This window comes from Marinobacter shunpengi, from assembly GCF_045449695.1.
GTDB lineage: Bacteria > Pseudomonadota > Gammaproteobacteria > Pseudomonadales > Oleiphilaceae > Marinobacter.
Window position 1 is genome coordinate 526,696 of sequence record NZ_JBJJKZ010000005.1, and the last position, 24,503, is coordinate 551,198.

The following is a 24,503-nucleotide window of genomic DNA, read 5'->3' on the forward strand; positions in this document are numbered from 1 at the left end:
GAACGAAAACCCTATGTCTGAACCAGATCAGGATGCCGCCCTCGAATACCTGGAACGCAAGGAAAAGAACCTGGCGTACTTCAGGAAGTATCGCCCGGAGCTGCACCAGTATTTCAGTACCCTTGAGCTCAATCACTGCGAACTGGTGGTGACACCGGGGAACCCCGACGTTGATCTTGTTGATCGGGGCCGTTCGGTGTACCTACACCATGCCAGGGACTATTCCTACTCTGAGGTGGACCGTTTCCTGGGGGAAAATCCACCCGACCAGCGGTCTTTCACGCTGGCTCCCCCCTGGGAGGGTTCCTACGCACTGCCACGGTTTGCCATGCGCCTTGTCAGGGAAGCGAGGGACGCATCCCCCGTGACGCCGGAGACGTTCCACGGTTATAAGCGGGGTGATTTCTTTCCATCCGTGGTTTTCCTGGGCTGTGGCCTGGGCTATCACATCGAGAAACTGTCGGAACAGGCGGATATTATCGATGCGGTTGTTTTTGAACCGGATGCGGAACGGTTTGCCCTGAGTCTGTTTACCGTGGACTGGGAAACCATCAGCGCCCGCTTTCGCAAGCAGGGACGCTCGCTGTCGTTCTGCATTGCGGTCAATGACAGTGAAGAGAATGTTCGTCAGGTCCTGGGGAACAAGCTCGGGGAAATGGTGCCCATGTACCCCTACTTCACTACTTATTACAACCATCTTGCTCACGTTGAGCTATCCAGGATTGCCAAGGATCTGGAAAAAGATATCCCGATTCTTGCGGCAAACTGGGGCAGCTACGATTTCGAGATCCGGGCGTTCAACAATATCCTCCATAACCTGCGCTCCGGTGGCCGATACCTGAAGCCGGACCCGGTGGCCCATTCGTCAAGGCCATTGCTGGTTATCGGCAGCGGCCCTTCAATTGATGACCGGTTTGAGGACATCCGGAAGATTCGTGACAAGGTGGCTATCGTCAGTGCCGGCACGGGGCTGAGGGGACTGGTCGCCAACGGGATTCGACCGGATTTCCATCTGGAACTGGATGCCGACTACGCCATCCACGAAATCCTGTCCGATATCGACCCCGAAGTGCTGCAAAGTATTCCATTGCTGGCCGCAATCGATGTTAACCCGCTGGTTACAACGCTCTTTGACCAGACGACCTTCTTTTTCAAGAGGGGGAGCGCTATACCAGGTTGGCTGGGAGTGGGTGAACAGGCCCTGGACAACTGCAGCCCGACTTGTACCAACGCGGCGTTATCAGTGGGTTATGCCCTGGGTTTCCGGAACATTTATCTGTTTGGCACTGACTACGGCTACCGGGATGTCACCAATCACCATTCTGCCTATTCCGTCTACGGGGCCGAGGGAGAAACCAGTTTCTCCAGGTCGTTTCGGGCTGAAAGGAAGGGGCTGAATGAGGATCAGCGCAGTTTTGCGGTGCCGGGAGTGGATGGCGGCGAGGTGCTGACACGAACGGATTACTACACCGCAAAACGTTCCGTGGAGCGGTTTATTGCCAACTGTCAGACGGGGGAGACCACGCTGAGTGTTGCGAACTGTTCCGATGGCGCCGCTATTGAGGGTGCCGACTGGCTCTCGCCCACCGGGTTCCTGGAGGCGGTGAGGGGCTATGACGGATCCGGGCCGGAGGAGGCTCGTCAACTCCTGGGCCACGAGCGTCATCCTCTACCGTCTGAAGGGTTGGACGGGAATCTGGGCCGGCTGCGGCAGGAAATCGCGGACACTGTGGAAGGGTGCCGCAAAGCACTGGGGTTGACCGCTGATTATTCGCGCCGGGATCTGGTGGTCACTGCCAATGCGGTGCGGGACTCCCTGAATCGGGTTGGTGTGTTCAGTGGCCGGCGTACCGATTTAACTGTACAGGTGATGTGCTGGCAACTGCTCAAAGGCTCAACCTATCACTTCCTGCAGGTCGGGCTCTGCCACGGTCTGGCCTGTGAGGAATCTGAATTGCCGGCGTATATGCAGGCGTGGAAGACATCGTTCGACAGATTCCTCGAGCAATTGCCGGATCACTTTGATCGCGTGATCCTGCAGGCCCGGCCGGTGGAATCCGACCCCTGGTTAAAAGCCCGCCTGACTGATGAAGAGCCGAGGGTTTAACTTCGAAATAGAGTTTAACCTTTTGATATTTAATTGGTTACATTTAATAACAAAGAACGATGTTTTTTTTCTAAAGGAATTCCCGGGCGCGCCGTTAAGCAGTACAGCGGGGCGGCGTACCCACTAAGCAGAGAACGGGCGCCAGACCTCTTTCAAATGAAGCAAAACTATTTGTCGGAGAAGTACTATGGCTCTCGGAATCAACACGAACGTTGCGTCACTCATGGCACAGAACCAACTGGGCAAGTCCCAGAGCCTGTCTAACCAGGCTATGGAGCGTCTGTCCTCTGGTCTGCGCATTAACTCCGCCAAGGATGATGCGGCCGGTTTGGCAATTTCCACTCGTTTCGACACCCAGATCCGCGGTCTCCAGGTGGCGTCTCGTAATGCCAACGACGGCATTTCCATGGTTCAGACTGCAGAAGGTGGTCTGGACGAGACTGTGAACAACCTGCAGCGTATCCGTGAGCTGGCTGTCCAGGCGGCTAACGGCTCCAACTCAAATGAAGATCGTCTGTTGCTGCAGGCTGAAGTGGACCAGCGTATTGCCGAAGTCACCCGTATCGGTACCCAGACCGAATTCAACGGCCAGTCCGTACTGGATGGCACTCTGGGCTCCGCCGTGTCCTTCCAGATTGGTGCAAACGCTGGTCAATCCATCGAGGTTGGCTTCGATAACAGCATGACTGCGGGCGCCGCTGGTCTGAACGTGTCCTCCGTCAGCATCAGCACCGCTTCCGGTGCCGAAGCGGCTCTCAGCGCTATCGATAATGCACTGAGTTCGGTGAACTCCTTCCGGTCTGACCTGGGTGCGGTGCAGAACCGCTTTGAGAGCACCATTGCCAACCTGCAGACCAACATTGAGAACCAGAGCGCGTCCCAGAGCCGGATTCTTGATGCGGACTTTGCGGCCGAAACGGCCAAGATGTCCAAGGCCCAGGTGCTGCAGCAGGCTGGTATCTCGGTACTGTCCCAGGCCAACGCCCGGCCGCAGCAGGTTCTGTCCCTCCTGCAGTAACAGGGGACGAACGGTAACAGTCGGGCTCTTCGGGGCCCGGCTTTACGCCGTTTGAGGATAGCGAGGTAAGCTATGAATGGCGTTAACCTGAATAGCCCGGATCTGAAGCTGGTTCGCTCCAGTGAGCAAGCTCCGGCTCGGGCCATGTCGTCATCTCAGGCCGAAGGCAGGAATGCCTCCGACCTGGCGGCTTCATCTGCGGACAGTGCGGCGAAAGTTGCCACCTCTCCTCAGCCCAGCGAGCCCTCCCGGGCTGAGCGCCTGAAGGAGCGTAACAGGGATCAGCGGGAGGATTTGGATTCCGCTGTTACCCAGTTGAACGATTTTGTTCAGAGCGTTCAGCGGGACCTGCAATTCGAGGTGGATAGCGATGCCGGTCAGACCATTGTGAAGGTGGTTGATCAGGAGACCCGTGAAGTCATTCGCCAGATTCCGGATGAGGTTGCCCTGAGGTTGGCAGAGAACTTGCAGCAGGACGAACCGCTGTCGTTGTTTAATGTGAAAGTGTAGGGCTTTTCTTCCTCACGACATTGGGCAACGGTATACAGCACCGCCGCACCCGAGAGGGGCCGGCGGTGTCTTGCTTTCAGGGAAACATCTATAGTGGGTTTACAGGCCGTTACAAAATAATGCCGGATTTCGACGGATAAAGGGCAAAGTTTTGCCGCTCCCCGCCGATAACAGGTAGTAGCAGCACACACAGGTATACCACCGCAAGGGGGATGACATCATGGCATCCATATCGTCACTCGGGGCTGGCTCGGGATTGTTCAGCTCGGATCTGGTCGATCAGATCCTGAACGCCGAGCGTCAGCCAACGGAAGTCCGGCTGAACCAGAAACAGCAGCGCACGGAGGCAATGATCTCCGCTTTTGGCACATTGAAAAGTGCCGTTGAAGGACTTCGTTCCTCCATGGAGGGGTTGAGTAGCGCCGATGGCTTGATGGCATTCAATACCAGCTCGTCCAACGAGAGTACCGTTGGTGTTTCCATGGACGAGTCCCAGGTCAATGATGGCACCTATGAGATCGACGTGCAGCAGTTGGCCCGTTCCCAGTCTTTGGCCTCCACCACGTTTGCCGACAAGGATTCCACTACCGTCGGTACCGGTACCATGACCATAAATGTCGGCGGCACTGCCACGGATATTACGATTGATGGCAGTAACAACACCCTTGAAGGAATGGCAAGCGCCATTAACGACTCCGGCGCCGGGGTGAATGCCAGTGTGGTAGATACCGGTTCGGGTTTCCGGCTGGTCATGTCTTCGGCGGAGAGCGGCACGGCAAACGAGGTGCAGGTTACTGTCACCGATGATGATGGCAATAACACGGATACTGGTGGTCTATCCCAGTTTGTCTACGACGGGACAACCCAGAACCTTGAGCAGACCGTAGCGGCCCAGGATGCACTCCTGACCGTAAACGGAATCGACGTCACCCGGTCCAGCAATACGGTTTCCGACGCGGTTGAAGGGCTGACGTTTGAACTCAAGGGCGCGGGCACCTCGACCATCAAGGTGGAAGAGGATTCCGACGCGGTCGCTGAGCGAGTCCAGGCGTTTGTAGATAAGTACAACGAGTTCCAGAATGTCGTCCGGTCTATTTCAGGCTTTAATGCCGATACCGGTCAGGGTGGCCTGCTTAACGGCGACTCCACCATCCGCAATCTCCGGAATGACCTTCGTGAAGTGATTTCATCGGTAGTGCCCGGCCTTGAAAACGGCACGGTTCGAACCCTGGCGGATATCGGCATTGCCACTGATCCGGACGACAACGGCAAATTGACGTTTGATCAGTCTGTTTTCAAGGACAAGCTTGATCAGGCGCCAGGTGAAGTCGCCCAACTGTTTGCCGAGGTGGATGGCGCCGAGGGTGTCGCGGCCCGGATAACGGCTATTGCGGACAACATGCTTGCGTCTGATGGCACGCTCTCAAACCGGACTGATGGTCTTAACGAGAGACTGGAAAGCATCCAGGAAGAGCGGGACCAATTGGATATGCGGATGGAGTCAATGCGGGAACGGCTGGTGAAGCAGTTCACCGCAGCCGACCAGTTGATCTCCCAATTGCAGAGTACCCAGGACTTCGTCAGCCAGCAGTTGGCGGCTCTGGCTCCCTCATCGAGTCAGAACGGGTAATGGAAGCCAGGAGTCAGGGCGTCGTTTTCAGGGCATAGTATTTAGGGGAAGTCAGTATGAACGGTTTACAGCAATACCAGCGCATCAACACCCAGACCAGCATCACCGATGCCGATCCTCACAAGCTCATTCAGTTGCTGTACAACGGGGCCCTGGAGCGCATCAATATGGCCAAGGCCAGGATGCAGCAGAAGGACTACGGGGCCAAGGCCCAACTGATCAACAAGGCCATTGAGATCATTGGTGGTCTGCGCAGCTTCCTGGATTTCGAGAAGGGCGGCGACCTGTCCCTCCGCCTGGAAAGCCTCTACGACTACATGGAGCGCACGCTGCTGGAAGCCAGCGCAAAAAACGACGTCGGCAAACTGGAAGAAGTCGCTGACCTGCTACGTTCCATTAAGGAAGGCTGGGACGGCATCCGCGAGGAAGTGCTCAGCCAGCAGGCCCGGGCCACGGGTTAAGTCCAGACGGCCCCCACTACCCCTCTCCTTCCGGGGGAGGGGCGGTGTCCCCGGGTCCGTGAAAGCTCCCTCCCGATAGCCATTCCCCCCGTACTCCCGTACAATAGCGCCCTTATTTTCTGAACCTGACACGGGCCTCTGTGACCGGCTTTGACGCCTGTTTCCGTGGCTTCCGTTGTCCGTTTTTCGAATCGCAGGAGCAAGGGCATGTCTGATATCAAGAAGGTGGTGCTGGCCTATTCCGGTGGTCTGGATACATCCGTGATCGTCCGCTGGTTGCAGGACACCTACGACTGTGAGGTGGTGACCTTCACCGCCGACATCGGCCAGGGTGAAGAGGTGGAGCCGGCCCGTGAGAAGGCCAAGGCCCTGGGTGTGAAGGAAATCTACATTGAGGATCTGCGAGAGGAATACGTGCGGGACTATGTGTTTCCCATGTTCCGCGCCAACACCATCTACGAGGGGGAGTACCTGCTGGGTACCTCCATTGCCCGCCCGCTGATCTCCCGTCGCCTGATCGAGATTGCCAACGAGACTGGTGCTGATGCCATCTCCCACGGTGCCACCGGCAAGGGCAACGACCAGGTGCGTTTCGAGCTGGGCGCCTACGCCCTCAAACCCGGCGTGAAAGTAATCGCCCCCTGGCGGGAATGGGACCTGAACTCCCGCGAAAAACTCATGGCCTACTGCGATGAGCGCAACATCCCGGTGGAGAAGAAAAAGGGCAAGAGCCCGTACTCCATGGATGCCAACCTGCTGCATATCTCCTACGAAGGCATCAACCTGGAAGATCCCTGGGCAGAAGCCGAGGAAGACATGTGGCGCTGGAGCGTTTCACCGGAAGCCGCACCGGATCAGCCTACCTATATTGAAGTGACCTACGACAAGGGCGATATCGTTGCCATCGACGGTCAGGCCATGAAACCCCACGAAGTGCTGGAGCACCTGAACAAGGTGGGCGGCGCCAATGGCATCGGCCGCATCGACATTGTCGAGAACCGCTACGTGGGCATGAAGTCCCGTGGCTGCTACGAGACCCCGGGTGGCACAATCATGCTGCGTGCCCACCGTGCCATCGAGTCCATTACCCTGGACCGTGAGGTTGCCCACCTGAAGGACAACATCATGCCCCGCTACGCCGAGGTGATCTACAACGGCTACTGGTGGTCACCGGAGCGTGAAGCCCTGCAGGCGCTGATCGACAAGACCCAGGAGTACGTCAACGGCACCGTTCGCCTGAAGCTCTACAAGGGCAACGTGGACGTGGTGGGCCGCAAGTCCGACGACTCGCTGTTCGATGAGAAAATTGCCACCTTCGAGGAAGACGAAGGCGCCTACAACCAGAAGGACGCGGAAGGCTTTATCAAGCTGAACGCCCTGCGGTTGCGGATTGCCGCCGGCAAGGGGCGCAAGCTCTGAGGCCAGGGTAATGAGGGCTCTATAAAAGAAGGGGCAGCCCAAAGTGGGGCTGCCCCTTTTTTTGTTTGTCGCACAACGAAAAAAGGCCGGCTTGATACTGCGAAGCCGGCCCCATAACAACAAACAAGGAAAGATCGAAACTGCCTGAAACAACACAACTGGTCCCAAAAAGCCGGTGAGGGTACTGCCTGAACCCCTCACCGTTGGGGGTGGATACTGCCGGGGATACTGCACAACTCCCCGATCCACGCGCTCAGAATACTGTCCGCCCGTTGTCCTGTCTGTTGGCCTTGTGTGATTGTCTGTTACCGGGTGTTTCCCTGCGCTGTCGCGTTTATCGACTGATGTCCAACGGTTTCCACACTCGATGTGGCAGGCGTTTATCGCTATGCTATCGTGCTTTCGTGTCCGCCCCGTTCCGCCGGGATTCTGTTTATGGAGACCCAACACCATGCCTTCCTTTGATATTGTGTCCGAAATCGATATGCATGAAGTCACCAACGCCGTTGACCAGGCCAGACGGGAGCTGGGTAACCGCTGGGATTTCAAGAATGTAGAGGCGGATATCGAACTGGACGACCAGTCCATTACCCTCAGCGCTGAGCAGGAGTTCCAGGTGGAGCAATTGCTGGACATGTTGAGGATGGCCTTCGCCAAGCGCAATATCGACACCCGGGCCATCGACGATGATGGTGAGAGCAAGGCCGGCAAGCTGGTTCGCAAGCACCTGAAGCTCCGTCAGGGCATCGAGACCGACCAGGGCAAGAAGCTCGTCAAGATGATCAAGGACGCCAAGCTGAAGGTCCAGGCCAGCATCCAGGGTGACAAGGTGCGGGTGACCGGCAAGAAGCGGGATGACCTGCAGGCGGTGATCGCCATGCTGAGGGAATCGGATCTCGACCTGCCCCTGCAGTTCAATAACTTCCGCGACTGAACGGGAGCGCTACCATCTCTTCCAGGTTCAACGTGTCATGGCTGTGGTCGAAGCTTGTCTCGCTCTGGCAATGGGTGGTGGATCGCTATGCCACCGGCTGGCCCTGGTTGCGGGAGGTCGTGGAGATCTATTCCCGCTGGCAGGTGGTGGCCCTGCTGTTCCTGGGGTTTTCCGCTGGTCTGCCATTCCTGCTGGTGTTCTCCACCCTGAACGCCCGGCTGGCGGATGTGGGGGTGGAAACCGCGACCATCGGCTTCTTTAGCTGGCTTGGTATTACCTATTCCATCAAGGTGTTGTGGGCCCCGGTGGTGGACCGGGTCAGGCTGCCGCTGCTGGATCGCCTGCTGGGCAAGCGCCGGAGCTGGATATTGCTGGCCCAGGGGGGTATCGCCACCGGCCTGTTCCTGATGGCTACCGTGGACCCGTTGGCCGCTCCGGAAATGATGGCCCTGTGTGGCCTGCTGGTGGCCTTTTCATCGGCCACCCAGGATGTGGCCATTGATGCCTACCGTATCGAAATTGCCGAGGACCGCCTCCAGGCGGCGCTGGCCTCCACCTACATCTTCGGCTATCGGCTGGCGCTGCTGGTGGCCGGGGCGGGGGCGCTGTACCTGGCCGAGTACTGGTCCTGGACCGTGTCCTATCAGGTCATGGCGCTGCTGATGGGCGTCGGTGCCGTCACCGTGCTGGTGGTCCGGGAGCCCGTGGTCAACCACTTCGCCGCGGCGGCGGACATCGCGCACCAGATCGAACGGGAGGCGGCCAAACGGGGGTACCTTCCTCCAAGGCTGGCCAGAATGGCCGGCTGGTTCTCCGCCGCAGTGGCGGGGCCGTTCATGGACTTTTTCCGTCGCTACCGGGAGCTGGCCCTGATCATCCTGATCACCGTGGCCGTCTACCGCATCTCGGATATTGCCATGGGCGTGATGGCCAATCCCTTCTACCTGGACTTCATGGGGTTCTCCAAGACCCAGGTGGCGGATGTCACCAAGATCTTCGGGTTCTTCATGACCATCGTTGGTTCCATGGTGGGGGGCGTGCTGGTGGTGCGTTTCGGCGTGAGACCCATCCTGCTGATCGGGGCGGTGATGACCGCCGCCACCAACCTGCTGTTCGTCTGGCTGGCCCAGATGCCACCGGATCTGATGACCCTGGCGGTGGTGGTGAGTGCCGATAACCTGAGCGGTGGTATTGCCAATGTGGCACTGATTGCCTGGTTGTCGAGCATGACCAGTGCCTCCTTCACGGCCACGCAGTATGCGCTCTTCAGTTCCCTGATGACCCTGCCGGGCAAGTTCCTGGGGGGCTTCTCCGGTATCGTGGTGGCGGATTTCGGCTACGCCGAGTTCTTCCTGCTGGCGGGTCTGATGGGCGTACCTGCTATCCTGCTGGTGATCTACATCATGAAAAAGGGGCGGATACTGGACCAGCGGGCGCCGGATAAGGAAACGCCGGAGGAGACCTGAGCCGGCTACGTTGCCTGGTCTTCAGGGCCGCCAGCGAAAGCGTCGCATCGACACCCTGCCGTTGACCACGTCCACTCCTTCCTGTTCCAGCAGGGTCTTCTGGCGGATGAACGTATCCGAACCGTCGGGAAAGGCAATCTGGCCGGTATTGCGGATCACCCGGAACCAGGGCACCGAATGACCTTCCGGCAGCATGCCCAGGGCACGACCCACGAACCGGGCCTGGCGGCCAAGCCCCGCCATGTCCGCCACCTGACCATAGCTGGCCACCCGACCTTCGGGAATGGCCAGTACCACCTGCCATATTCTCTGTTCGCGTGTGGGTTCCATGGTGTTATTGGTCCTGTCGTTTTTACCCATGTTGTCGGTTTGCACCTGTGTAGCCCCTCTCCCCTGGAGGGAGAGGGGTTGGGGAGAGGGGGAGGCGTTAACTCCCCGGTTTGTTTTCTGGCGCCCTGCGGGCGCTCCCCTCTCCCTGGCCCTCTCCCCCATTGGGGAGAGGGGATGTACGCGGGAGAGCTGGGGTGTGCCCCCTCAGTCCAATCCTCCCGGTCTTGAAGTTTCCAACTTTGCCCAGATGGTAATGGATGCGTGGAATCCGGGCTACCGGCTTCCAGCAGAATACAGAAGAGGCGGGCCGGATCTGATCCGGCCTGACAGTCACAGTGGGGCAGGCCCCGGGAGGCATCCGTTGCCGGTTTTCGTATTTCTATTCATCGTGCTGCCGATCCTGGAGATGGTGGTACTGATCAAGGTGGGGACCATCATCGGGGCCCTCAGCACCGTGGGCCTGGTCCTGCTGACTGCGGTCATTGGCGCGGCCCTGCTCAAGCAGCAGGGGCTGGCAACCCTGACGCGGGCCAATCAGCGGCTGAACAGCGGTGAGCTGCCTGCCAGGGAGGTGGCTGAAGGGTTGATCCTGGCGGTGGGTGGTGCCCTGCTGCTGACCCCCGGTTTTATTACCGACACTATCGGCTTCCTGTGCCTGATTCCGGGGTCCCGTCACTGGTTCGTTGCTCAGGCCATGAAGCGCCTCGTGGTCCGGGGACAGGGTGGCGGTTTCTACTGGTCGTCCGGTGGTGGTGATCCGTTTGGCGGTACCGACCCCTTTGGTCGCCGGCGAGGTCCGGATGATGAGGTCATTGAGGGGGAGTATCGGGATGAAACCGGGAGAGACCGCGACCACATCGAAAAAAAGTAAAATTTTTTCACCCGGGGTGTTGAAAACCAAACCGCCACCCCCATTTAGGTGACACCAGTTCGCTGTGGGCAGATAACCATCTGCAAAAACAGGGAGTTAACTGCCCCGGCTTTTAACGCAGCGTCATTGCCAAAGACAATCTGACATTGGAGAAACCGAGCAATGAAAATTCGTCCGCTTCACGACCGTGTTGTCGTACGCCGTAAGGAAGAAGAAGAGAAAACCGCCGGTGGCATCGTGCTTCCGGGCAACGCCAAGGAAAAGCCCTCCCAGGGCGAGGTCGTGGCTGTAGGCAACGGCCGCATTCTCGATAACGGCGAGACCCGCTCACTGGCGGTCAAGGAAGGTGACACCGTGGTATTCGGTCAGTTTGCGGGTAACACCGTGAAGATCGACGGTGAAGAACTGCTGATCATGAGCGAGAACGAAATCTACGGTGTGCTCGAAGGCTGACCGCCAGCAGCAACCGGATAACGCATTCAACCTGATTGTTTGCTGAACACGACAGACGATTGGTTTAAACGAACAGGAATAGAAGACTATGGCAGCAAAAGACGTTAAATTCGGTGACAGCGCGCGCAAGCGCATGGTTGCAGGCGTCAACACTCTGGCGGACGCCGTAAGGGTAACCCTGGGCCCGAAAGGCCGTAACGTGGTACTGGACAAGTCCTTCGGTGCCCCGACCGTGACCAAGGACGGCGTGTCCGTGGCCAAGGAAATCGAGCTGAAAGACAAGTTCGAGAACATGGGCGCCCAGATGGTGAAGGAAGTGGCTTCCCAGGCCAATGACACCGCCGGTGATGGTACCACTACCGCCACCGTACTGGCCCAGTCCATCGTTAACGAGGGCATCAAGGCCGTTACCGCCGGCATGAACCCGATGGACCTCAAGCGTGGCATCGACAAGGCCACCACCGAGGCCGTCAAGGCCATCCGTGAAATGGCCAAGCCCTGCGACACCAGCCACAACATCGCCCAGGTTGGCACCATCTCCGCCAACGGTGACGAAACCATCGGCAGGATCATCGCCGATGCGATGGAGAAAGTCGGCAAGGAAGGTGTTATCACCGTTGAGGAAGGCCGTGGCCTGGAAGACGAGCTGGACGTGGTTGAAGGCATGCAGTTCGACCGTGGCTACCTGAGCCCGTACTTCATCAACAACCAGGACAACATGTCCGCCGAGCTGGAAGATCCGTACATCCTGCTGGTGGACAAGAAGATCTCCAACATCCGCGAACTGCTGCCGGTGCTGGAAGCCGTAGCCAAGGCTGGCAAGCCGCTGCAGATCATCGCCGAGGACATCGAGGGCGAAGCCCTGGCAACCCTGGTGGTGAACAACATGCGCGGTATCGTCAAGGTCAACGCCGTGAAGGCGCCCGGCTTTGGTGACCGTCGCAAGGAAATGCTGCAGGACATCGCCATCCTGACCGGCGGTACCGTGATCTCCGAAGAAGTGGGTCTGACCCTGGAGAACACCACCCTGGATGACCTGGGCACCGCCAAGCGTGTCAACGTCACCAAGGAAAACACCACCCTGATTGGTGGTGCTGGTGCCGAGGGCGACATTGAGGCCCGCGTCGAGCAGATCCGCAAGCAGATCGAGGACAGCTCCTCCGACTACGACAAGGAGAAGCTGCAGGAGCGGGTAGCCAAGCTGGCCGGCGGTGTTGCCGTCATCAAGGTAGGCGCAGGCTCCGAAGTGGAAATGAAAGAGAAGAAGGCCCGTGTTGAGGATGCCCTGCATTCCACCCGCGCTGCGGTCGAGGAAGGCATCGTACCGGGTGGTGGTGTGACCCTGATCCGTGCCATTGCGGCCCTGGACAAGGTCGATGCCCTCAACGAAGAGCAGACAATGGGTGTCAACATCCTCCGCCGTGCCATGGAAGCCCCCCTGCGTCAGATCGTATTCAACGCTGGCGGTGAGTCCTCCGTTGTTGTGGCCAAGGTGCGTGAAGGTGAAGGTGCCTTTGGCTACAACGCCGCCACCGAGGAATACGGCGACATGCTGGAAATGGGTATCCTGGATCCTGCCAAGGTCACCCGTTCCGCGCTGCAGGCAGCCGCTTCCGTTGCGTCCCTGATCATCACCACCGAGGCGATGGTAGCCGACGAGCCGGAAGAGGAAGGCGCCGGCGGCGGTGGTATGCCGGACATGGGTGGAATGGGCGGCATGGGCGGCATGATGTAAACTGCCGACCACCCCTAGCATCCTTTTGAAATCAATGTCTTACGAAACAATGTAGGCATGGATGTAGGAAGGAATGTAGGAAGATTGTAGGAAGGTCTGGACGGCTGCAAAGGCTCCAGACCTCCTCCTGACGAGCTTCCTGCCCTGCTAAACGAAACCCCCGGTCATGGGAATGTAGGAAGCCTACTCCCAGACACCGGGGGTTTTCTTTTGGTGGCTACTTGGCCAGCTCACCCCGCACCGCATGTCAACAGAATTTGACTGCCAGTAAAATTACAGGTACTCTTTGTTTCAGGCTGGGTGTACCACCCAGGTGCTCTTTAAACGTGTTGATTTACCTCGATTGAGCTTGCAAGCGGGCCAACCTTGTTGGTCACCCAGGGAGTTGTTCACCCAGGGTTCACTTGCCGCACAGCGACCCGGCTGCTCGGTGTCTCAGATACCCGGTAGTCAGCTGTCTTGTACGGCGGGAGGCTCCTTTGAAAAGGAGCTGAACGGTGGTTTGCTGGAGCATCTACGCGTTCCTTATCGGCTCAATTGCTTGACGGCGGGGCAATTCCGCCCGATGAGAGAAGAGGTATTTCCGATGAATTCTGCACGTTTAACCAAGACTGTCGACCTGCTCAAGCAGGTGCGGTCGGAGATGCACGACGACGTAGATGCTCGCGTTACAGGTGGACTGGATGAGGCGATTGCGATTCTGGAGGAGGCACTGACTGCCGACCCGAAGCCAGCAACGGCGGCTGCCGCTCTGGCCAAGCTCGGTGAGGCATTGAAGTATCTTCCCGTGATCAAGGCGCTTTTTGAGGACTTCCTGTGACACAGCAAACCACTACTTTAAGATTTTCGATTGGTTGCGAAATATGAATATTGGATACGCAATCAAACTGTGCCGCCAGCAGCGTAAGCTGACTCAAGGTGAGTTGGCCAAACGTGCTGGCGTGTCAGTCTCCTATCTATCGCTCCTTGAGCGGGGTGAAAGGTCAGATCCAGGCCTGTCTTCGCTGGAGAGTATTGCGAGGGGGTTGGAAGTTCCGATGACCCTGCTGCTCTTTCTCGCTGCTGAGGAAGACGATCTGAAAGGCTTTACTCCAGAGCTGAAGGAAAAGCTCTCAGCTGCTGCTTTGAATCTGATGAGAGAGTCGGCTTGATGTCCGACTCTACTGATCTGACTCCTTCCTATCCTCACAATGCAATTGTGGATCCTGAGCACCTTGCGCGTTTACTGAATACTCCGCTTCCTAAGTTGGGGGCGATTGCCGAAACTGCGTCTGCTTGTTACCGGCCTGTCCCTCAGAAGAAAAAGGATGGCAGCCCTCGAATGACCTACGATGCGTACCCTGCACTGAAGCGAGTACAGCATCAGATTGTCCTGAAGATCCTCCACAAAGTGCGCTTCCCCCGATACCTGCATGGTGGTATCAAGGATTCCTTGTTCCCAAGAGACCACGTATCAAATGCGGCAATGCATACAGGCACAGCGATTCTAATACTGGACGACATTGCGGACTTCTACCCATCGCTGGATCGCAAACTGGTGTTCACGGTCTGGCTACGTTTCTTTGGGTTCTCTCCCGAAGTAGCGGAGCTGCTGACCAAGCTGACAACTCGGAAGGGATCCATACCACAGGGAGCCAAGACCAGCAGCTACCTAGCAAATCTCGCATTCTGGGACCGTGAGGCTCAACTGGTCGAAGACCTGAAGGCGATGGGCCTGACATACTCCCGGTTCGTCGATGATGTCACCTACTCATCCCGCCGTAGGATTCCAGACAGCGCCGTTGGCGAGGCCAGGGCCAAGGTATACCGGATGCTGACCTCAAAGGGGTGTCGCCCTAAACGCTCCAAGAGCCAAGTCAGCCGCAAGGGGCGAAAGTTGGAAGTCACAGGGTTGGTAACTGCCGGGCGCTCCCCATCAATCAGCAAGAACGAGCGAAACCGGATCCGGTCTGCAGTCCATAACCTGGAGAAGGCAGTCGACAAAGAGGGAATGACGCCCGAGAACCGCAAAGCGTGGGACAGTGCCAAGGGGCGAGTCGGAAGACTCGTTCGCCTGAAACACGCCGAGGGAAGGCGACTATCCCAGCGCCTGGATGCACTCCTCCAGGCCGTACCCCTAGCGCACCGAGTCGACAACCAATGACACCAGTTCTTCTCCCTTGGGCGTCAAGCGAGCCAGCTTCCGGCGTCTCTCCGAGGGATCTTCCTGAGTGTACACCAGATCCAGCCCCGGCTTTCCAAGTCGGTGTTGTGCCGATAGCAGCGCCAGGTTGCGCGAGCAAGATGACTGGGACAGGCCTGTCTTTCTAATCAGCTCACTGACCGTGATTCCGGGCTTTCTGGCAACCTCCAGCAGCATATGAACGGCCTGGATGCCGATATCCGGCGCAACCTCACGAATGACAACGACTGCGCCGATCAGGCGTGTGATGCCGATTCTGGCTGCTACTCGCTCTGTTGCTTCCCCTTCGGTGTCAGGGATATGGCGAGGGGCACCGACGCCTTCCATCAGCTCTCCCTCCTTTTCCGCTCAATGCGGTCGACGTAGCGACCTGTCGAGTTCCAGGCCACCTCCAGCCTTCCAGGGATCTTCAGGTAGAAGTCCCCCAGGAACAGGCGCAGCTCGAAATCTCCGATTGCCACACCGACACCCCAACGCCCGATCTCTAGCTTCATACCGTACCCTCCGATGCTATATGCGAGAGACCTTATTGGTATAGCACCATCTGGAACGACAATAAAGCCTTTTAAAACAGCAACCTATAATCCATTCTCGCATATGATGAGGCTACACATCAGTTGCGGGCACGGTGGGTTGTCTTGCTCACCTGCCAGGGGAAGGGGTTGCTGTAGTAAGATGCATAGCTAATATCAGACAAAGCGTGATCAATAAGCATTAGGAGCAGTACACCTTGGTTAACGGAGACGTGGGGAAGCGCCTATGGGCAGCAGCTGACCAGTTATGGGCCAACACCGGCCTCAAGCCCGCCGAGTTCTCGACCCCCGTGCTGGGGCTCATCTTCCTTAAGTACGCCGACAAGAAGTATTCAGCAGCCGAGGAGAAGCTCGGGCCAGTGGGTTCCGGTGGCCGCCGCAAGGTAAGCAAGGACGACTATCTGGCCGAGGGGGTGATCTTCCTCCCCGAGACCGCCCGTTTCTCGCACCTGCTGTCGCTCACCGAGGGCGACAATATCGGCAAGGCCATCAACGATGCCATGAAGGCCATTGAGGACGAGAATCCCGACCTCAAGGGTGCCCTGCCGCGAACCTACACGCGTCTGGACAACTGGGTGCTGCAGGAATTGCTCAAGCAGCTCGCTCCGGTTGATCTGTCAGGAGACGCCTTCGGCAAGGTCTACGAGTACTTCCTGGGCAACTTCGCCCTGAAGGAAGGTCAGAAAGGCGGTGTCTTCTACACACCCGAGTCCATCGTCAAGCTGATCGTCGAGATCATCGAGCCCTATCACGGGCGCATCTTCGATCCGGCCTGTGGCTCAGGGGGTATGTTCGTCCACTCGGCAGACTTCGTGGAGCGTCACCACAAGACCGCGATGGACGAAATCTCGATCTTCGGCACCGAGAAGGATCAGACCACCGTCAATCTCAACAAGATGAACCTGGCGGTTCATGGCCTCTCCGGCGATGTGCGGGTCTCCAACACCTACTATGAGGATCCTCACGGGGCGGTCTACAAGAACGGTGACGGCTTCTTCGACTTCGTGATGGCCAATCCCCCGTTCAACGTCTCGGGAGTGGACAAGGAGCGCCTGGAGGGCGACCCCCGGTTCCCCTTCGGGATGCCCAAGACCGACAACGCCAACTACCTCTGGATCCAGCTCTTCTACGCCTCGCTCAAGCCTACCGGTCGTGCTGGCTTCGTCATGGCCAACTCGGCGGGTGATGCCCGTGGCAGCGAGCAGGTTATCCGCCAGAAGCTGATCGAGTCCGGGGCCGTGGATGTGATCGTCTCGGTGGGGCCGAACTTCTTCTACACCGTCACGCTACCCTGCACCCTGTGGTTCTTCGACCGAGCCAAGAGTGAGACTGAGCGCCGCGACAAAGTGCTGTTTATCGACGCTCGCCACATCTACAACCAGATCGACCGGGCGCACCGCGACTGGTTGCCGGAGCAGATCGAGTTCCTGGCCAACATTGTTCGCCTTTACCGTGGCGAAGCAATCGAGCTGGATCAGGGCAGTGAGCCGCTGCTGGCCGAGAAGGGGCTGGCCGAGGGCTATACCGATGTACCTGGGCTCTGCAAGTTAGCGACTCGGGAGGAAATCGAGGCGCAGGGCTGGTCGCTGAACCCAGGTCGATATGTCGGGGCAGCGGCAAGAGAAGCCGAGGATGTGGATTTTTCGGAGCGGTTGGAGGAACTGGCTGAAGAGTTGGAGGTGTTGAATGCCGAGTCAAGAGAGTTAGAAGACATAATATCTTCGAACATTGCGGGAGTTCTGGAGGGGAGTCGTAAAAATGTCCTCGACTAAGTGGGTTAACCGCAAACTTGGAGATATGGTTCAGTTTAAAACCGGAAAACTGAACTCAAACGCCGCCTCTGCAGATGGACTCTATCCTTTCTTTACGTGCTCAAGAGAAACGTTCCGGACGGATACTTATTCGTTCGATACTGAAGCCGTTCTCCTTGCAGGAAATAATGCGAGCGGAGTTTATCCCCTGAAGTATTTCAAGGGAAAATTCGACGCATACCAAAGAACTTACGTCATAACGACCCTTGATCCCGATACTGTAACCAATAGGTTTTTGTATTACGTTTTGCAGCCACAACTTGAACGACTGCAGACTCTATCAACTGGGGCCGCGACTAAATTTTTAACACTAACTATTCTCAAATCATTAGAAGTTAGTATCCCGCCGTTGCACGAGCAGCAGAGGATAACCTCCATCCTCTCCACCTACGACGATCTGATCGAGAACAACACGCGCCGCATCGAGATCCTTGAGGAGATGGCCAGGCGGTTGTATGAGGAGTGGTTCGTCAACTTCCGCTTCCCTGGGCATGAGGAAGTGAGCTTCAAGGAGAGTGAGCTTGGGGAGATTCCTGAGGGGTGGGAATGTAGCAGCCTCAAGGAGTTCATCGAGCTTGCATATGGAAAAGCTCTAAAGAAATCTGAAAGAAAGCCGGGGCCATATCCTGTTTATGGGTCCAGTGGCGAAGTGGGAACCCATAGTGAGCCTTTGGTAAAAGGCCCAGGGATAATTCTGGGGCGAAAGGGGAACGTTGGTAGTGTCTTCTGGACAGAAGACGACTTCTACCCCATTGACACTGTCTACTACGTCAAGACCGATCTTCCTCTGGAGTACGTATTCTTCAATCTCCAAAGACAAAGATTTTTGAATAACGATGCCGCTGTTCCTGGCCTGAACAGGAACCAAGCTTACTCGCTCCCATTCCTGAAGCCGAGCGAGACACTATTGGATCAGTTTTCTAGCCAATGCAAGCCGATCTATGAGCTGGTACGAAAGCTACATAAGAAAAATACCAATCTCCGCGCCCAACGCGACCTGCTCCTTCCCAAGCTGGTCTCCGGTGAAATCGACGTATCCGACATCACCATGCCCGAAGACAAGGAGGTCGAAGCCGCATGACACCCCCGCCATCCCCCGCTTATGCCTACTCTGAAGATGCCCTGGTCGAGCAGCCCGCTATCGAGCTGTTCGCTGATCTGCGCTGGGACACTGCCAATCTCTACGGGGAGTGGTCGGGTACGGTATCGAGCGAGGGACGGCAGACACAGCAGGATGTGGTTCTGGTGCCCCGGCTGCGGGTGGCCCTGGAGAAGCTCAACCCCGAGCTGCCCGCCGATGCTCTGGAGAAGGCCATTGAGGAGCTGACCCGAGACCGCTCCAAGTTGCTGGCGGTGAACGCCAACCTGGAGGTCTACCAGCTGCTCAAGGATGGCGTAAAGGTTGAGGTGTCCGAAGACGATGGTGGCACCGCTATCGAAACGGTGCGGGTGATCGACTGGAGCCAGCCTGAGGAGAACGATTTCCTGCTGACCTCGCAGTTCTGGGTAAGGGGTGAGCTGCATACCCGCCGCACCGATCTGGTCGGTTTCGTGAACGGGCTGCCGCTGTTGTTCGTGGAGCTGAAGGCCAGCCACAAGACCCTCAAAGCTGCCTATGACGGCAACCTGAGCGACTACCGCTCGGTGATCCCTCAGCTGTTCACCTACAACTCCGTGGTGATGCTCTCTAACGGCTCCGAGACGCTGGTGGGCAGCACCTTCTCCCCCTGGGAGCATCTCTTCGAGTGGAAGCGGATCAACGACGAGGGCGAGAAAGGCGTGGTGTCCTTGGAAACCGCCATCCGGGGTATTGCCGAGCGGGCGCGGCTGCTGGACATTGTGGAGAACTTCACGGTGTACGAGGAGGCTCAGGGCGGCACCATCAAGAAGATCGCCAAGAACCACCAGTATCTTGGCGTGAACAAGGCCATCGCTGAGCTGCAACGGATCAAGAATCGTCCTGCCGGTGAGGCTGGTCGGCTGGGGGTCTTCTGGCACACTCAGGGCTCGGGCAAGTCGCTCTCCATGGTGTTCTTCACTCAGAAGATCCACCGTACCATCCCCGGCAACTGGACGTTCGTGATCGTCACCGACCGCAACGAGCTGGACGAACAGATCTATAAGACCTTTGCAGCAACGGGAGCAGTCAACGAGGTGGAGGCCCACGCCGAGAGCGGTGCTCACCTCAAGCAGCTGCTCAGTGAGGATCACCGTTACGTCTTCACGCTGATCCAGAAGTTCGGCACCAAGCAAGGTGAGACCTATCCCAAGCTCTCCGACCGCCAGGACATCATCGTTATCACCGACGAGGCCCATCGCTCCCAGTACGACACCCTGGCGATGAATATGCGGACGGCGCTGCCTCATGCCGCCTTCCTGGGCTTCACCGGGACGCCACTGATGGCCGGTGAGGAGAAGACCAAGGAGGTGTTCGGTGACTATATCTCGGTCTACGACTTCGGCCAGTCCATCGCCGATGGGGCCACGGTGCCGCTGTACTATGAGAACCGGATCCCCGAGCTGCAACTGATCAACGAGAACCTCAACGACGATCTGACTCGGCTGCTGGAAGATGCCGAACTGGACGAAGATCAGGAGAAGAAGGTCGAGCGGGTGTTCGCCCGTGAATACCACCTGATCACTCGTGATGACCGCCTGGAAGCTATCGCTGAGGATCTGGTACAGCACTTCGTCGGTAGGGGCCACCAAGGCAAGGCGATGATGGTCTGCATCGACAAGGCCACTGCCGTGAAGATGTACGACAAGGTTCAGGCCCACTGGAAAGACTACCTGGCCCGACTTCAGGCTGATCTGGCATCGGCTCCCAAGGAGCAGCGGGAGGCTCTCAAGCACAAGATTGAGGTACTGGAGACGACCGACATGGCAGTGGTGGTTTCCCAGGGTCAGAACGAGGTAAAGGAGCTGGCGGACAAGGGGCTCGACATCCTGCCTCACCGCAAGCGCATGGTTGAGGAAGACCTCGACGAGCAGTTCAAGGATCCTGATGGCCCGCTGCGCTTGGTGTTCGTCTGTGCCATGTGGATCACCGGCTTCGATGTTCCGTCCTGCTCGACCATCTACCTAGACAAGCCGATGAAGAACCACACCCTGATGCAGACCATCGCCAGGGCCAACCGCAAGTACCCCGGCAAGGAAGCGGGTCTGATCGTGGACTACGCGGGTGTCTTCAGGAAGCTGCAGGAGGCTCTGGCTATCTATGGCGGCGCATCATCTAAGGTAGCTGAGCCGAGGCCTGGGTACGGTGATGAGCCGCCTCAAGACGGTGACACACCGATCCACCAGAAGGCCGAGCTGGTGGAGTACCTCAAGCATCTGCTGGCCAAGGGGATTACTTTCCTGACAGAGAAGCAGATCGACCCCGAGTCTATCAAAGCAGCTGGAGGCTTCGATAAGGTTGCCCTGCTGGATGATGCTCGCGAGAAACTACTCGAAAGTGAGGAGACCAAGAAGGCCTTCTTGAACCTCGCTAGGGCCACCTCCCGGGTCTACCGAGCCATCCTCCCCGATCCCTCAGCCAACGATCTGGCCCCCGATGCGGTACTGCTCTCCGTGCTGGCCCAGAAGATCAAGGCGCTGGAGCCCGAAGTGGACATCTCCCAGGTGATGAGGGACGTGGACGACCTGCTGGATCAGTCGGTCGCTCCGGTGCCCTACGTTATCGAGGATACTGATGAGGAGAAGCTCTTCGATCTCAGCCAGATCGACTTCGAGAAGCTCAAGGAGAGGTTCAGCAAGGGCAAGAAGCGCACTGAGGCTGAGAAACTACGGGCGCTGTTGAACCAGAAGCTGGAAAGCATGGTGGCGAAGAACCCCAGCCGCACCGACTTCATGGAGAAGCTCCAGAAGCTGATCGAGAAGTACAACGCCGGGAGCCTGAACATCGAGGCTTTCTTCCAGCAGTTGATGAAGTTCACAGAGGAGCTGCAGGAAGAAGACCAGCGGGCAATCCGTGAGGGGCTCACCGAAGAGGAGCTGGCGCTGTTCGACATCATCACCAAGCCAGCACCGGAGATGACCGACAAGGAGGTGGCCCAGGTTAAGGCCATGTGCCGGGAGCTGCTGGAGACGCTCAAGGAAGAGAAGCTGGTGTTGGACTGGCGGAAGAAGGCCCAGGCCAAGGGCGATGTCCGCCGTACCCTGGAAATCGTCTTCGACCGGGGACTACCGGATAGCTTCGAGGAAGACATCTACAACGAGAAATGTGATGCGGCTTTTCACCACCTGATGACCAGCTACTACGGCGGTGGTCAAAGTGTGTATTCCGCTATCTAAATGGACAGAATTAAAAGGGGTTAACCTTGGCGGATTACATTAACAAAAACATACTGAGCCAAGCCTACATCCATGTTGAGCCTGTGGCGCTTGACTCTGAAGAAGATATTGAGAGGCTCAAGCAACACATAAAGGACTTCGCTCGCACACGGTCGGATTTCTATCTACATCCTGATGTCGATGTTGAAATAGAATTTGAGGAAGGGTCTCTTAAAGCAAGGGTGACCGTAATCGGGACGTTATTTTTACTGCTTCAAGGAGTCTCGAACTATCCCGACTTCAGAGAGGGGGCTGTACTTCTCTACAATGATTCCAAAAGACTCGCTGAGTATATCGTGTCTGAAATGCAGTTCCTGTCTGGAGCCAAGCACCAAGATGTTATTCGCTTGGAGTCCCGTACCGGAGTCGTGGGCTCCCTCAACAAGGTCACGCGGCAGCTGGCTTATATTCGAAGGGCGTCAGAGGGAAGTCTTACGGCAAGCGAGATCACGACGCAGTTACAGGAAGTCCAAGACGAAATCAAAAAACTCTTGGAAAATCTGAGCGATCAACAAGACATTGAATTAGTGAAAAACGGCCTAAAGTCTCTGGCCGATACAATACCTTCAATCCCGAAACCACCGAAAGAAAGGACGAACAGTCCTTCTGCAATTGGTCTTTATCAACGTGAGCGAAGAAGTCTCCGAAGATACTTTTCGTTAGATGAATGATGTTTTGGAAACGGAAAAAATAAAGACACACCAAACCACGAACCCAGGTTAGTAAACACTAACCACGCGCTCAGTCGATTTGTGCTCACGCGTACTTTTATAGGTATACCTCAATGCGCACGGTCATAGGCCAGGCCAGGGTGTACCGATATGGCGCTCTTGACAACCCAAACGGATACGCTATAAATAATCACACCCAAACGAGTACAGGGGTTGTGAGAGAGGTAGCGAATGATGTCACCACACATCTTTATCCGTGGGTACTTGAGGGCCTCCACCGAGGACCAGAACGCCGAGCGAGCCCGTGAGACCCTCAGCAGGTTTGCACAGGAGCATGGCGCTCGGGTGGCGGCCTGGTACACCGAGAACGTCAGTGGCACCAAGGCAGAGCGTTCCGAGCTGATGCGGCTGCTGTCAGACTCAGGGCCTGGGGATGTCCTTCTGATCGAACAGGTGGACCGACTCACCCGCTTGACCCGCGATGATTGGGAAACGCTGAAGAGCGCCATTCAGAAGGCTGGTGTGAGAGTGGTGTCCCTGGACCTGCCAACGAGCCATGCCGCCATGCGGGTGACCAGCGGAGACGATTTTACTGCCAGGATGCTGGATGCCGTGAACGCCATGTTGCTGGACATGCTGGCAGCCATCGCTAGGAAGGACTACGAGGACCGCAGGAGGCGTCAGGCCCAAGGGATCGAGCAAGCCAAGGCTAAGGGCATCTACAAGGGGCGTCCCGCTGATGAGGCGCTTCATGAAAAGATCAGGGAGCTGCGAGCCAAAGGCTTCAGTATTCGCAAGACGGCGGAACTGGCTGGGTGTGCTCCAAGTACAGTTCAGCGAGCCATCAAGATGGGTGCGGCTGCATGACCTGCCTAAACACCATCTACACCTGACCCATGATTGGAGGCTGGCGCACAAGTTGCCATCATGCACCCGCGCCAGCAGTCTCCTCTACGCCATGCCCCAGCCTGGTATCATTTTCACAGACCCATGCCCGGGGCCACGGGGGAAGTCTCGTCTCGCAGCGCGTATAATACTGCCTCAGATTTTCGCTGGAAAAATTCCGGGTCAGCAAACCTGTGTCCTCTTTCGCCGGTATCGCTTGTTCGGTCTGACTTCAGGGAGAATCGGTTTACTCCGCTTGCCAGTCGCCCTGAAAGAGTAGCCAGCAGCCTTTCTCGTCATGCCACTTCCCTCCAGTCGAACTGATAGTCACCGACCTGTCGGTAGCCTTTGAAGACCTGCCCGCGAGCAGCAGCTACAGCCATGCTATCGGCTAGTTCATTCTGCGGGTGGCCACTGTGACCCTTCACCTTGAGCAGCGTCACCTCATGTTGATCCAGAAGCTCATCCAACTGCTTCCAGAGATCCAGGTTCTCAACGGGTTTCTTGTCGGACTTCTTCTTCCAGCCGTTCTTCTTCCAATTGTGTCGCCAAGTGATGCAGCCATTTCGGGCATAGGCGCTGTCTGTGTAGATGTTGATGACCTTGCCACTGCCTTGGATCGCCTTCAGGCCCTCGATAATAGCCATCAGCTCCATCCGCTGGTTGGTCGTCGGGCATTCTCGTCCACTGATTCGCAGTTGCTTACGGTCGTTCTCTAACACCGCTGCCCACCCGCCTGGGGCGAACTCCGATCCGTTGTTCAGGCAAGAGCCGTCTGTGTAAATGCTGATATCTGGTTTCATGGTTGTATCCTTCATCGTCGAAAGCGACTGGCTCCCTTCAGGCAGACAGACCAGTGAGCGGATACATACCGCCTACCTGACCAATCGCCTTCGAGGATGTCACTGGGTTAACTTTGAGATTGACTCATGGTCGGCTCAGGGAGTGGCCGACAGAGCTGGAGGGAGCTGACAGGATGCTTCAGACAACTGATCATCAGTCATCATCACAATTCATGTCAGAACCGTTCAGGATGGTTTCATCAAGTGATCTTGTGGATGTCACTCATTGGGGTAGCCAACAGAGAGACCACAAGAGAGACTTGATGTAGGTCTTACAGATAGAGACCTGTATAGATGATTATCTATGATGGTA

The 24,503-nt window shown here is 57.1% G+C and carries 23 protein-coding genes; 19 read left to right on the forward strand and 4 right to left on the reverse strand.

Annotation, left to right across the window (positions count from 1 at the left end; translation table 11 throughout):
* Nucleotides 1-13: 13 nt before the first annotated feature.
* The 8 genes from ACJO2E_RS04330 (at nt 14) to ACJO2E_RS04365 (ending at nt 9,545) form a co-directional block, all read left to right on the forward strand.
* A complete protein-coding gene (locus tag ACJO2E_RS04330) occupies nt 14-2,107 on the forward strand; it encodes a motility associated factor glycosyltransferase family protein (RefSeq protein WP_406962169.1) in 2,094 nt (697 codons plus the stop codon).
* 187 nt (nt 2,108-2,294) lie between these two features.
* Entirely contained in the window at nt 2,295-3,125 is an 831-nt protein-coding gene (locus tag ACJO2E_RS04335; protein ID WP_406962171.1) for a flagellin domain-containing protein, read from the forward strand.
* A 72-nt stretch (nt 3,126-3,197) separates the two neighbouring features.
* The gene (locus ACJO2E_RS04340) at nt 3,198-3,635 is read left to right on the forward strand and encodes a flagellar protein FlaG (RefSeq protein WP_406962173.1); all 438 of its coding nucleotides are present in this window, start codon (nt 3,198-3,200) and stop codon (nt 3,633-3,635) included.
* Between the two features lie 220 nt (nt 3,636-3,855).
* Nucleotides 3,856-5,265 (forward strand): flagellar filament capping protein FliD, encoded by a 1,410-nt coding sequence (gene fliD, locus ACJO2E_RS04345; RefSeq protein WP_406962175.1) that lies wholly within the window; start codon nt 3,856-3,858, stop codon nt 5,263-5,265.
* 56 nt (nt 5,266-5,321) lie between these two features.
* A complete protein-coding gene (gene fliS, locus ACJO2E_RS04350) occupies nt 5,322-5,726 on the forward strand; it encodes a flagellar export chaperone FliS (protein WP_406962177.1) in 405 nt (134 codons plus the stop codon).
* A gap of 207 nt (nt 5,727-5,933) precedes the next feature.
* On the forward strand, nt 5,934-7,145 hold the full coding sequence (locus tag ACJO2E_RS04355; protein WP_406962179.1) for an argininosuccinate synthase: 1,212 nt from the start codon (nt 5,934-5,936) through the stop codon (nt 7,143-7,145).
* A 451-nt stretch (nt 7,146-7,596) separates the two neighbouring features.
* The gene (locus ACJO2E_RS04360) at nt 7,597-8,079 is read left to right on the forward strand and encodes a YajQ family cyclic di-GMP-binding protein (RefSeq protein ID WP_406962181.1); all 483 of its coding nucleotides are present in this window, start codon (nt 7,597-7,599) and stop codon (nt 8,077-8,079) included.
* Between the two features lie 32 nt (nt 8,080-8,111).
* Nucleotides 8,112-9,545, forward strand: coding sequence for an AmpG family muropeptide MFS transporter (locus ACJO2E_RS04365; RefSeq protein ID WP_406962183.1), 1,434 nt, complete (start codon nt 8,112-8,114; stop codon nt 9,543-9,545).
* 21 nt (nt 9,546-9,566) lie between these two features.
* On the opposite strand, the gene ACJO2E_RS04370 is transcribed toward ACJO2E_RS04365, so the two are convergent.
* The gene (locus ACJO2E_RS04370) at nt 9,567-9,875 is read right to left on the reverse strand and encodes an MGMT family protein (RefSeq protein WP_406962185.1); all 309 of its coding nucleotides are present in this window, start codon (nt 9,873-9,875) and stop codon (nt 9,567-9,569) included.
* 361 nt (nt 9,876-10,236) lie between these two features.
* On the opposite strand from ACJO2E_RS04370, the gene ACJO2E_RS04375 reads away from it, so the two are divergent.
* The 6 genes from ACJO2E_RS04375 (at nt 10,237) to ACJO2E_RS04400 (ending at nt 15,077) form a co-directional block, all read left to right on the forward strand.
* Nucleotides 10,237-10,746, forward strand: a complete 510-nt coding sequence (locus tag ACJO2E_RS04375) for an FxsA family protein (protein ID WP_406962187.1) — start codon at nt 10,237-10,239, stop codon at nt 10,744-10,746.
* Nucleotides 10,747-10,908: 162 nt separating this feature from the next.
* Complete coding sequence (groES, locus tag ACJO2E_RS04380; protein ID WP_328185551.1) at nt 10,909-11,199, forward strand: co-chaperone GroES; 291 nt, start codon at nt 10,909-10,911, stop codon at nt 11,197-11,199.
* Nucleotides 11,200-11,287: 88 nt separating this feature from the next.
* Nucleotides 11,288-12,934 (forward strand): chaperonin GroEL, encoded by a 1,647-nt coding sequence (groL, locus tag ACJO2E_RS04385; protein WP_406962190.1) that lies wholly within the window; start codon nt 11,288-11,290, stop codon nt 12,932-12,934.
* A gap of 502 nt (nt 12,935-13,436) precedes the next feature.
* Entirely contained in the window at nt 13,437-13,754 is a 318-nt protein-coding gene (locus ACJO2E_RS04390) for a hypothetical protein (RefSeq protein WP_406962192.1), read from the forward strand.
* Between the two features lie 43 nt (nt 13,755-13,797).
* Nucleotides 13,798-14,085, forward strand: a complete 288-nt coding sequence (locus tag ACJO2E_RS04395) for a helix-turn-helix domain-containing protein (protein WP_406962194.1) — start codon at nt 13,798-13,800, stop codon at nt 14,083-14,085.
* Nucleotides 14,085-15,077: a reverse transcriptase family protein gene (locus ACJO2E_RS04400; RefSeq protein WP_406962196.1), complete on the forward strand. Its 993-nt coding sequence runs from the start codon at nt 14,085-14,087 to the stop codon at nt 15,075-15,077. Before ACJO2E_RS04395 ends, ACJO2E_RS04400 begins: the two co-directional genes overlap by 1 nt.
* On the opposite strand, the gene ACJO2E_RS04405 is transcribed toward ACJO2E_RS04400, so the two are convergent.
* Both ACJO2E_RS04405 and ACJO2E_RS04410 read right to left on the reverse strand, forming a co-directional pair.
* Nucleotides 15,051-15,443, reverse strand: a complete 393-nt coding sequence (locus ACJO2E_RS04405; protein ID WP_406962198.1) for a MarR family winged helix-turn-helix transcriptional regulator — start codon at nt 15,441-15,443, stop codon at nt 15,051-15,053. The two genes, ACJO2E_RS04400 and ACJO2E_RS04405, sit on opposite strands and share 27 nt — an antisense overlap.
* The gene (locus ACJO2E_RS04410; RefSeq protein ID WP_406962200.1) at nt 15,443-15,610 is read right to left on the reverse strand and encodes a hypothetical protein; all 168 of its coding nucleotides are present in this window, start codon (nt 15,608-15,610) and stop codon (nt 15,443-15,445) included. Before ACJO2E_RS04410 ends, ACJO2E_RS04405 begins: the two co-directional genes overlap by 1 nt.
* A 236-nt stretch (nt 15,611-15,846) precedes the next feature.
* On the opposite strand from ACJO2E_RS04410, the gene ACJO2E_RS04415 reads away from it, so the two are divergent.
* From ACJO2E_RS04415 to ACJO2E_RS04435, 5 genes are all read left to right on the forward strand, one after another.
* Nucleotides 15,847-17,421 carry a type I restriction-modification system subunit M gene (locus ACJO2E_RS04415; RefSeq protein WP_406962202.1) on the forward strand — a complete coding sequence of 525 codons (1,575 nt, stop codon included), beginning with the start codon at nt 15,847-15,849 and terminating at the stop codon, nt 17,419-17,421.
* On the forward strand, nt 17,408-18,541 hold the full coding sequence (locus ACJO2E_RS04420; protein WP_406962204.1) for a restriction endonuclease subunit S: 1,134 nt from the start codon (nt 17,408-17,410) through the stop codon (nt 18,539-18,541). Before ACJO2E_RS04415 ends, ACJO2E_RS04420 begins: the two co-directional genes overlap by 14 nt.
* Complete coding sequence (locus ACJO2E_RS04425; RefSeq protein ID WP_406962206.1) at nt 18,538-21,753, forward strand: type I restriction endonuclease subunit R; 3,216 nt, start codon at nt 18,538-18,540, stop codon at nt 21,751-21,753. Before ACJO2E_RS04420 ends, ACJO2E_RS04425 begins: the two co-directional genes overlap by 4 nt.
* A gap of 26 nt (nt 21,754-21,779) precedes the next feature.
* A complete protein-coding gene (locus ACJO2E_RS04430) occupies nt 21,780-22,463 on the forward strand; it encodes a hypothetical protein (protein ID WP_406962208.1) in 684 nt (227 codons plus the stop codon).
* A 246-nt stretch (nt 22,464-22,709) separates the two neighbouring features.
* Entirely contained in the window at nt 22,710-23,330 is a 621-nt protein-coding gene (locus tag ACJO2E_RS04435; RefSeq protein WP_319634427.1) for a recombinase family protein, read from the forward strand.
* A gap of 314 nt (nt 23,331-23,644) precedes the next feature.
* Here the strand turns inward: ACJO2E_RS04435 and rnhA are convergent, their stop codons facing one another.
* Nucleotides 23,645-24,151, reverse strand: a complete 507-nt coding sequence (gene rnhA / locus ACJO2E_RS04440) for a ribonuclease HI (RefSeq protein WP_277722690.1) — start codon at nt 24,149-24,151, stop codon at nt 23,645-23,647.
* Nucleotides 24,152-24,503: the final 352 nt, after the last annotated feature.

What these genes read in the sequence shown, in the direction of transcription:
- ACJO2E_RS04330 (WP_406962169.1), top strand. Translation starts at nt 14, where the DNA reads ATGTCTGAACCAGATCAGGATGCCGCCCTCGAATACCTGGAACGCAAG.
- ACJO2E_RS04335 (WP_406962171.1), top strand. Translation starts at nt 2,295, where the DNA reads ATGGCTCTCGGAATCAACACGAACGTTGCGTCACTCATGGCACAGAAC.
- ACJO2E_RS04340 (WP_406962173.1), top strand. Translation starts at nt 3,198, where the DNA reads ATGAATGGCGTTAACCTGAATAGCCCGGATCTGAAGCTGGTTCGCTCC.
- fliD (WP_406962175.1), top strand. Translation starts at nt 3,856, where the DNA reads ATGGCATCCATATCGTCACTCGGGGCTGGCTCGGGATTGTTCAGCTCG.
- fliS (WP_406962177.1), top strand. Translation starts at nt 5,322, where the DNA reads ATGAACGGTTTACAGCAATACCAGCGCATCAACACCCAGACCAGCATC.
- ACJO2E_RS04355 (WP_406962179.1), top strand. Translation starts at nt 5,934, where the DNA reads ATGTCTGATATCAAGAAGGTGGTGCTGGCCTATTCCGGTGGTCTGGAT.
- ACJO2E_RS04360 (WP_406962181.1), top strand. Translation starts at nt 7,597, where the DNA reads ATGCCTTCCTTTGATATTGTGTCCGAAATCGATATGCATGAAGTCACC.
- ACJO2E_RS04370 (WP_406962185.1), bottom strand. Translation starts at nt 9,875, where the DNA reads ATGGAACCCACACGCGAACAGAGAATATGGCAGGTGGTACTGGCCATT.
- groES (WP_328185551.1), top strand. Translation starts at nt 10,909, where the DNA reads ATGAAAATTCGTCCGCTTCACGACCGTGTTGTCGTACGCCGTAAGGAA.
- groL (WP_406962190.1), top strand. Translation starts at nt 11,288, where the DNA reads ATGGCAGCAAAAGACGTTAAATTCGGTGACAGCGCGCGCAAGCGCATG.
- ACJO2E_RS04395 (WP_406962194.1), top strand. Translation starts at nt 13,798, where the DNA reads ATGAATATTGGATACGCAATCAAACTGTGCCGCCAGCAGCGTAAGCTG.
- ACJO2E_RS04400 (WP_406962196.1), top strand. Translation starts at nt 14,085, where the DNA reads ATGTCCGACTCTACTGATCTGACTCCTTCCTATCCTCACAATGCAATT.
- ACJO2E_RS04405 (WP_406962198.1), bottom strand. Translation starts at nt 15,443, where the DNA reads ATGGAAGGCGTCGGTGCCCCTCGCCATATCCCTGACACCGAAGGGGAA.
- ACJO2E_RS04410 (WP_406962200.1), bottom strand. Translation starts at nt 15,610, where the DNA reads ATGAAGCTAGAGATCGGGCGTTGGGGTGTCGGTGTGGCAATCGGAGAT.
- ACJO2E_RS04420 (WP_406962204.1), top strand. Translation starts at nt 17,408, where the DNA reads ATGTCCTCGACTAAGTGGGTTAACCGCAAACTTGGAGATATGGTTCAG.
- ACJO2E_RS04425 (WP_406962206.1), top strand. Translation starts at nt 18,538, where the DNA reads ATGACACCCCCGCCATCCCCCGCTTATGCCTACTCTGAAGATGCCCTG.
- rnhA (WP_277722690.1), bottom strand. Translation starts at nt 24,151, where the DNA reads ATGAAACCAGATATCAGCATTTACACAGACGGCTCTTGCCTGAACAAC.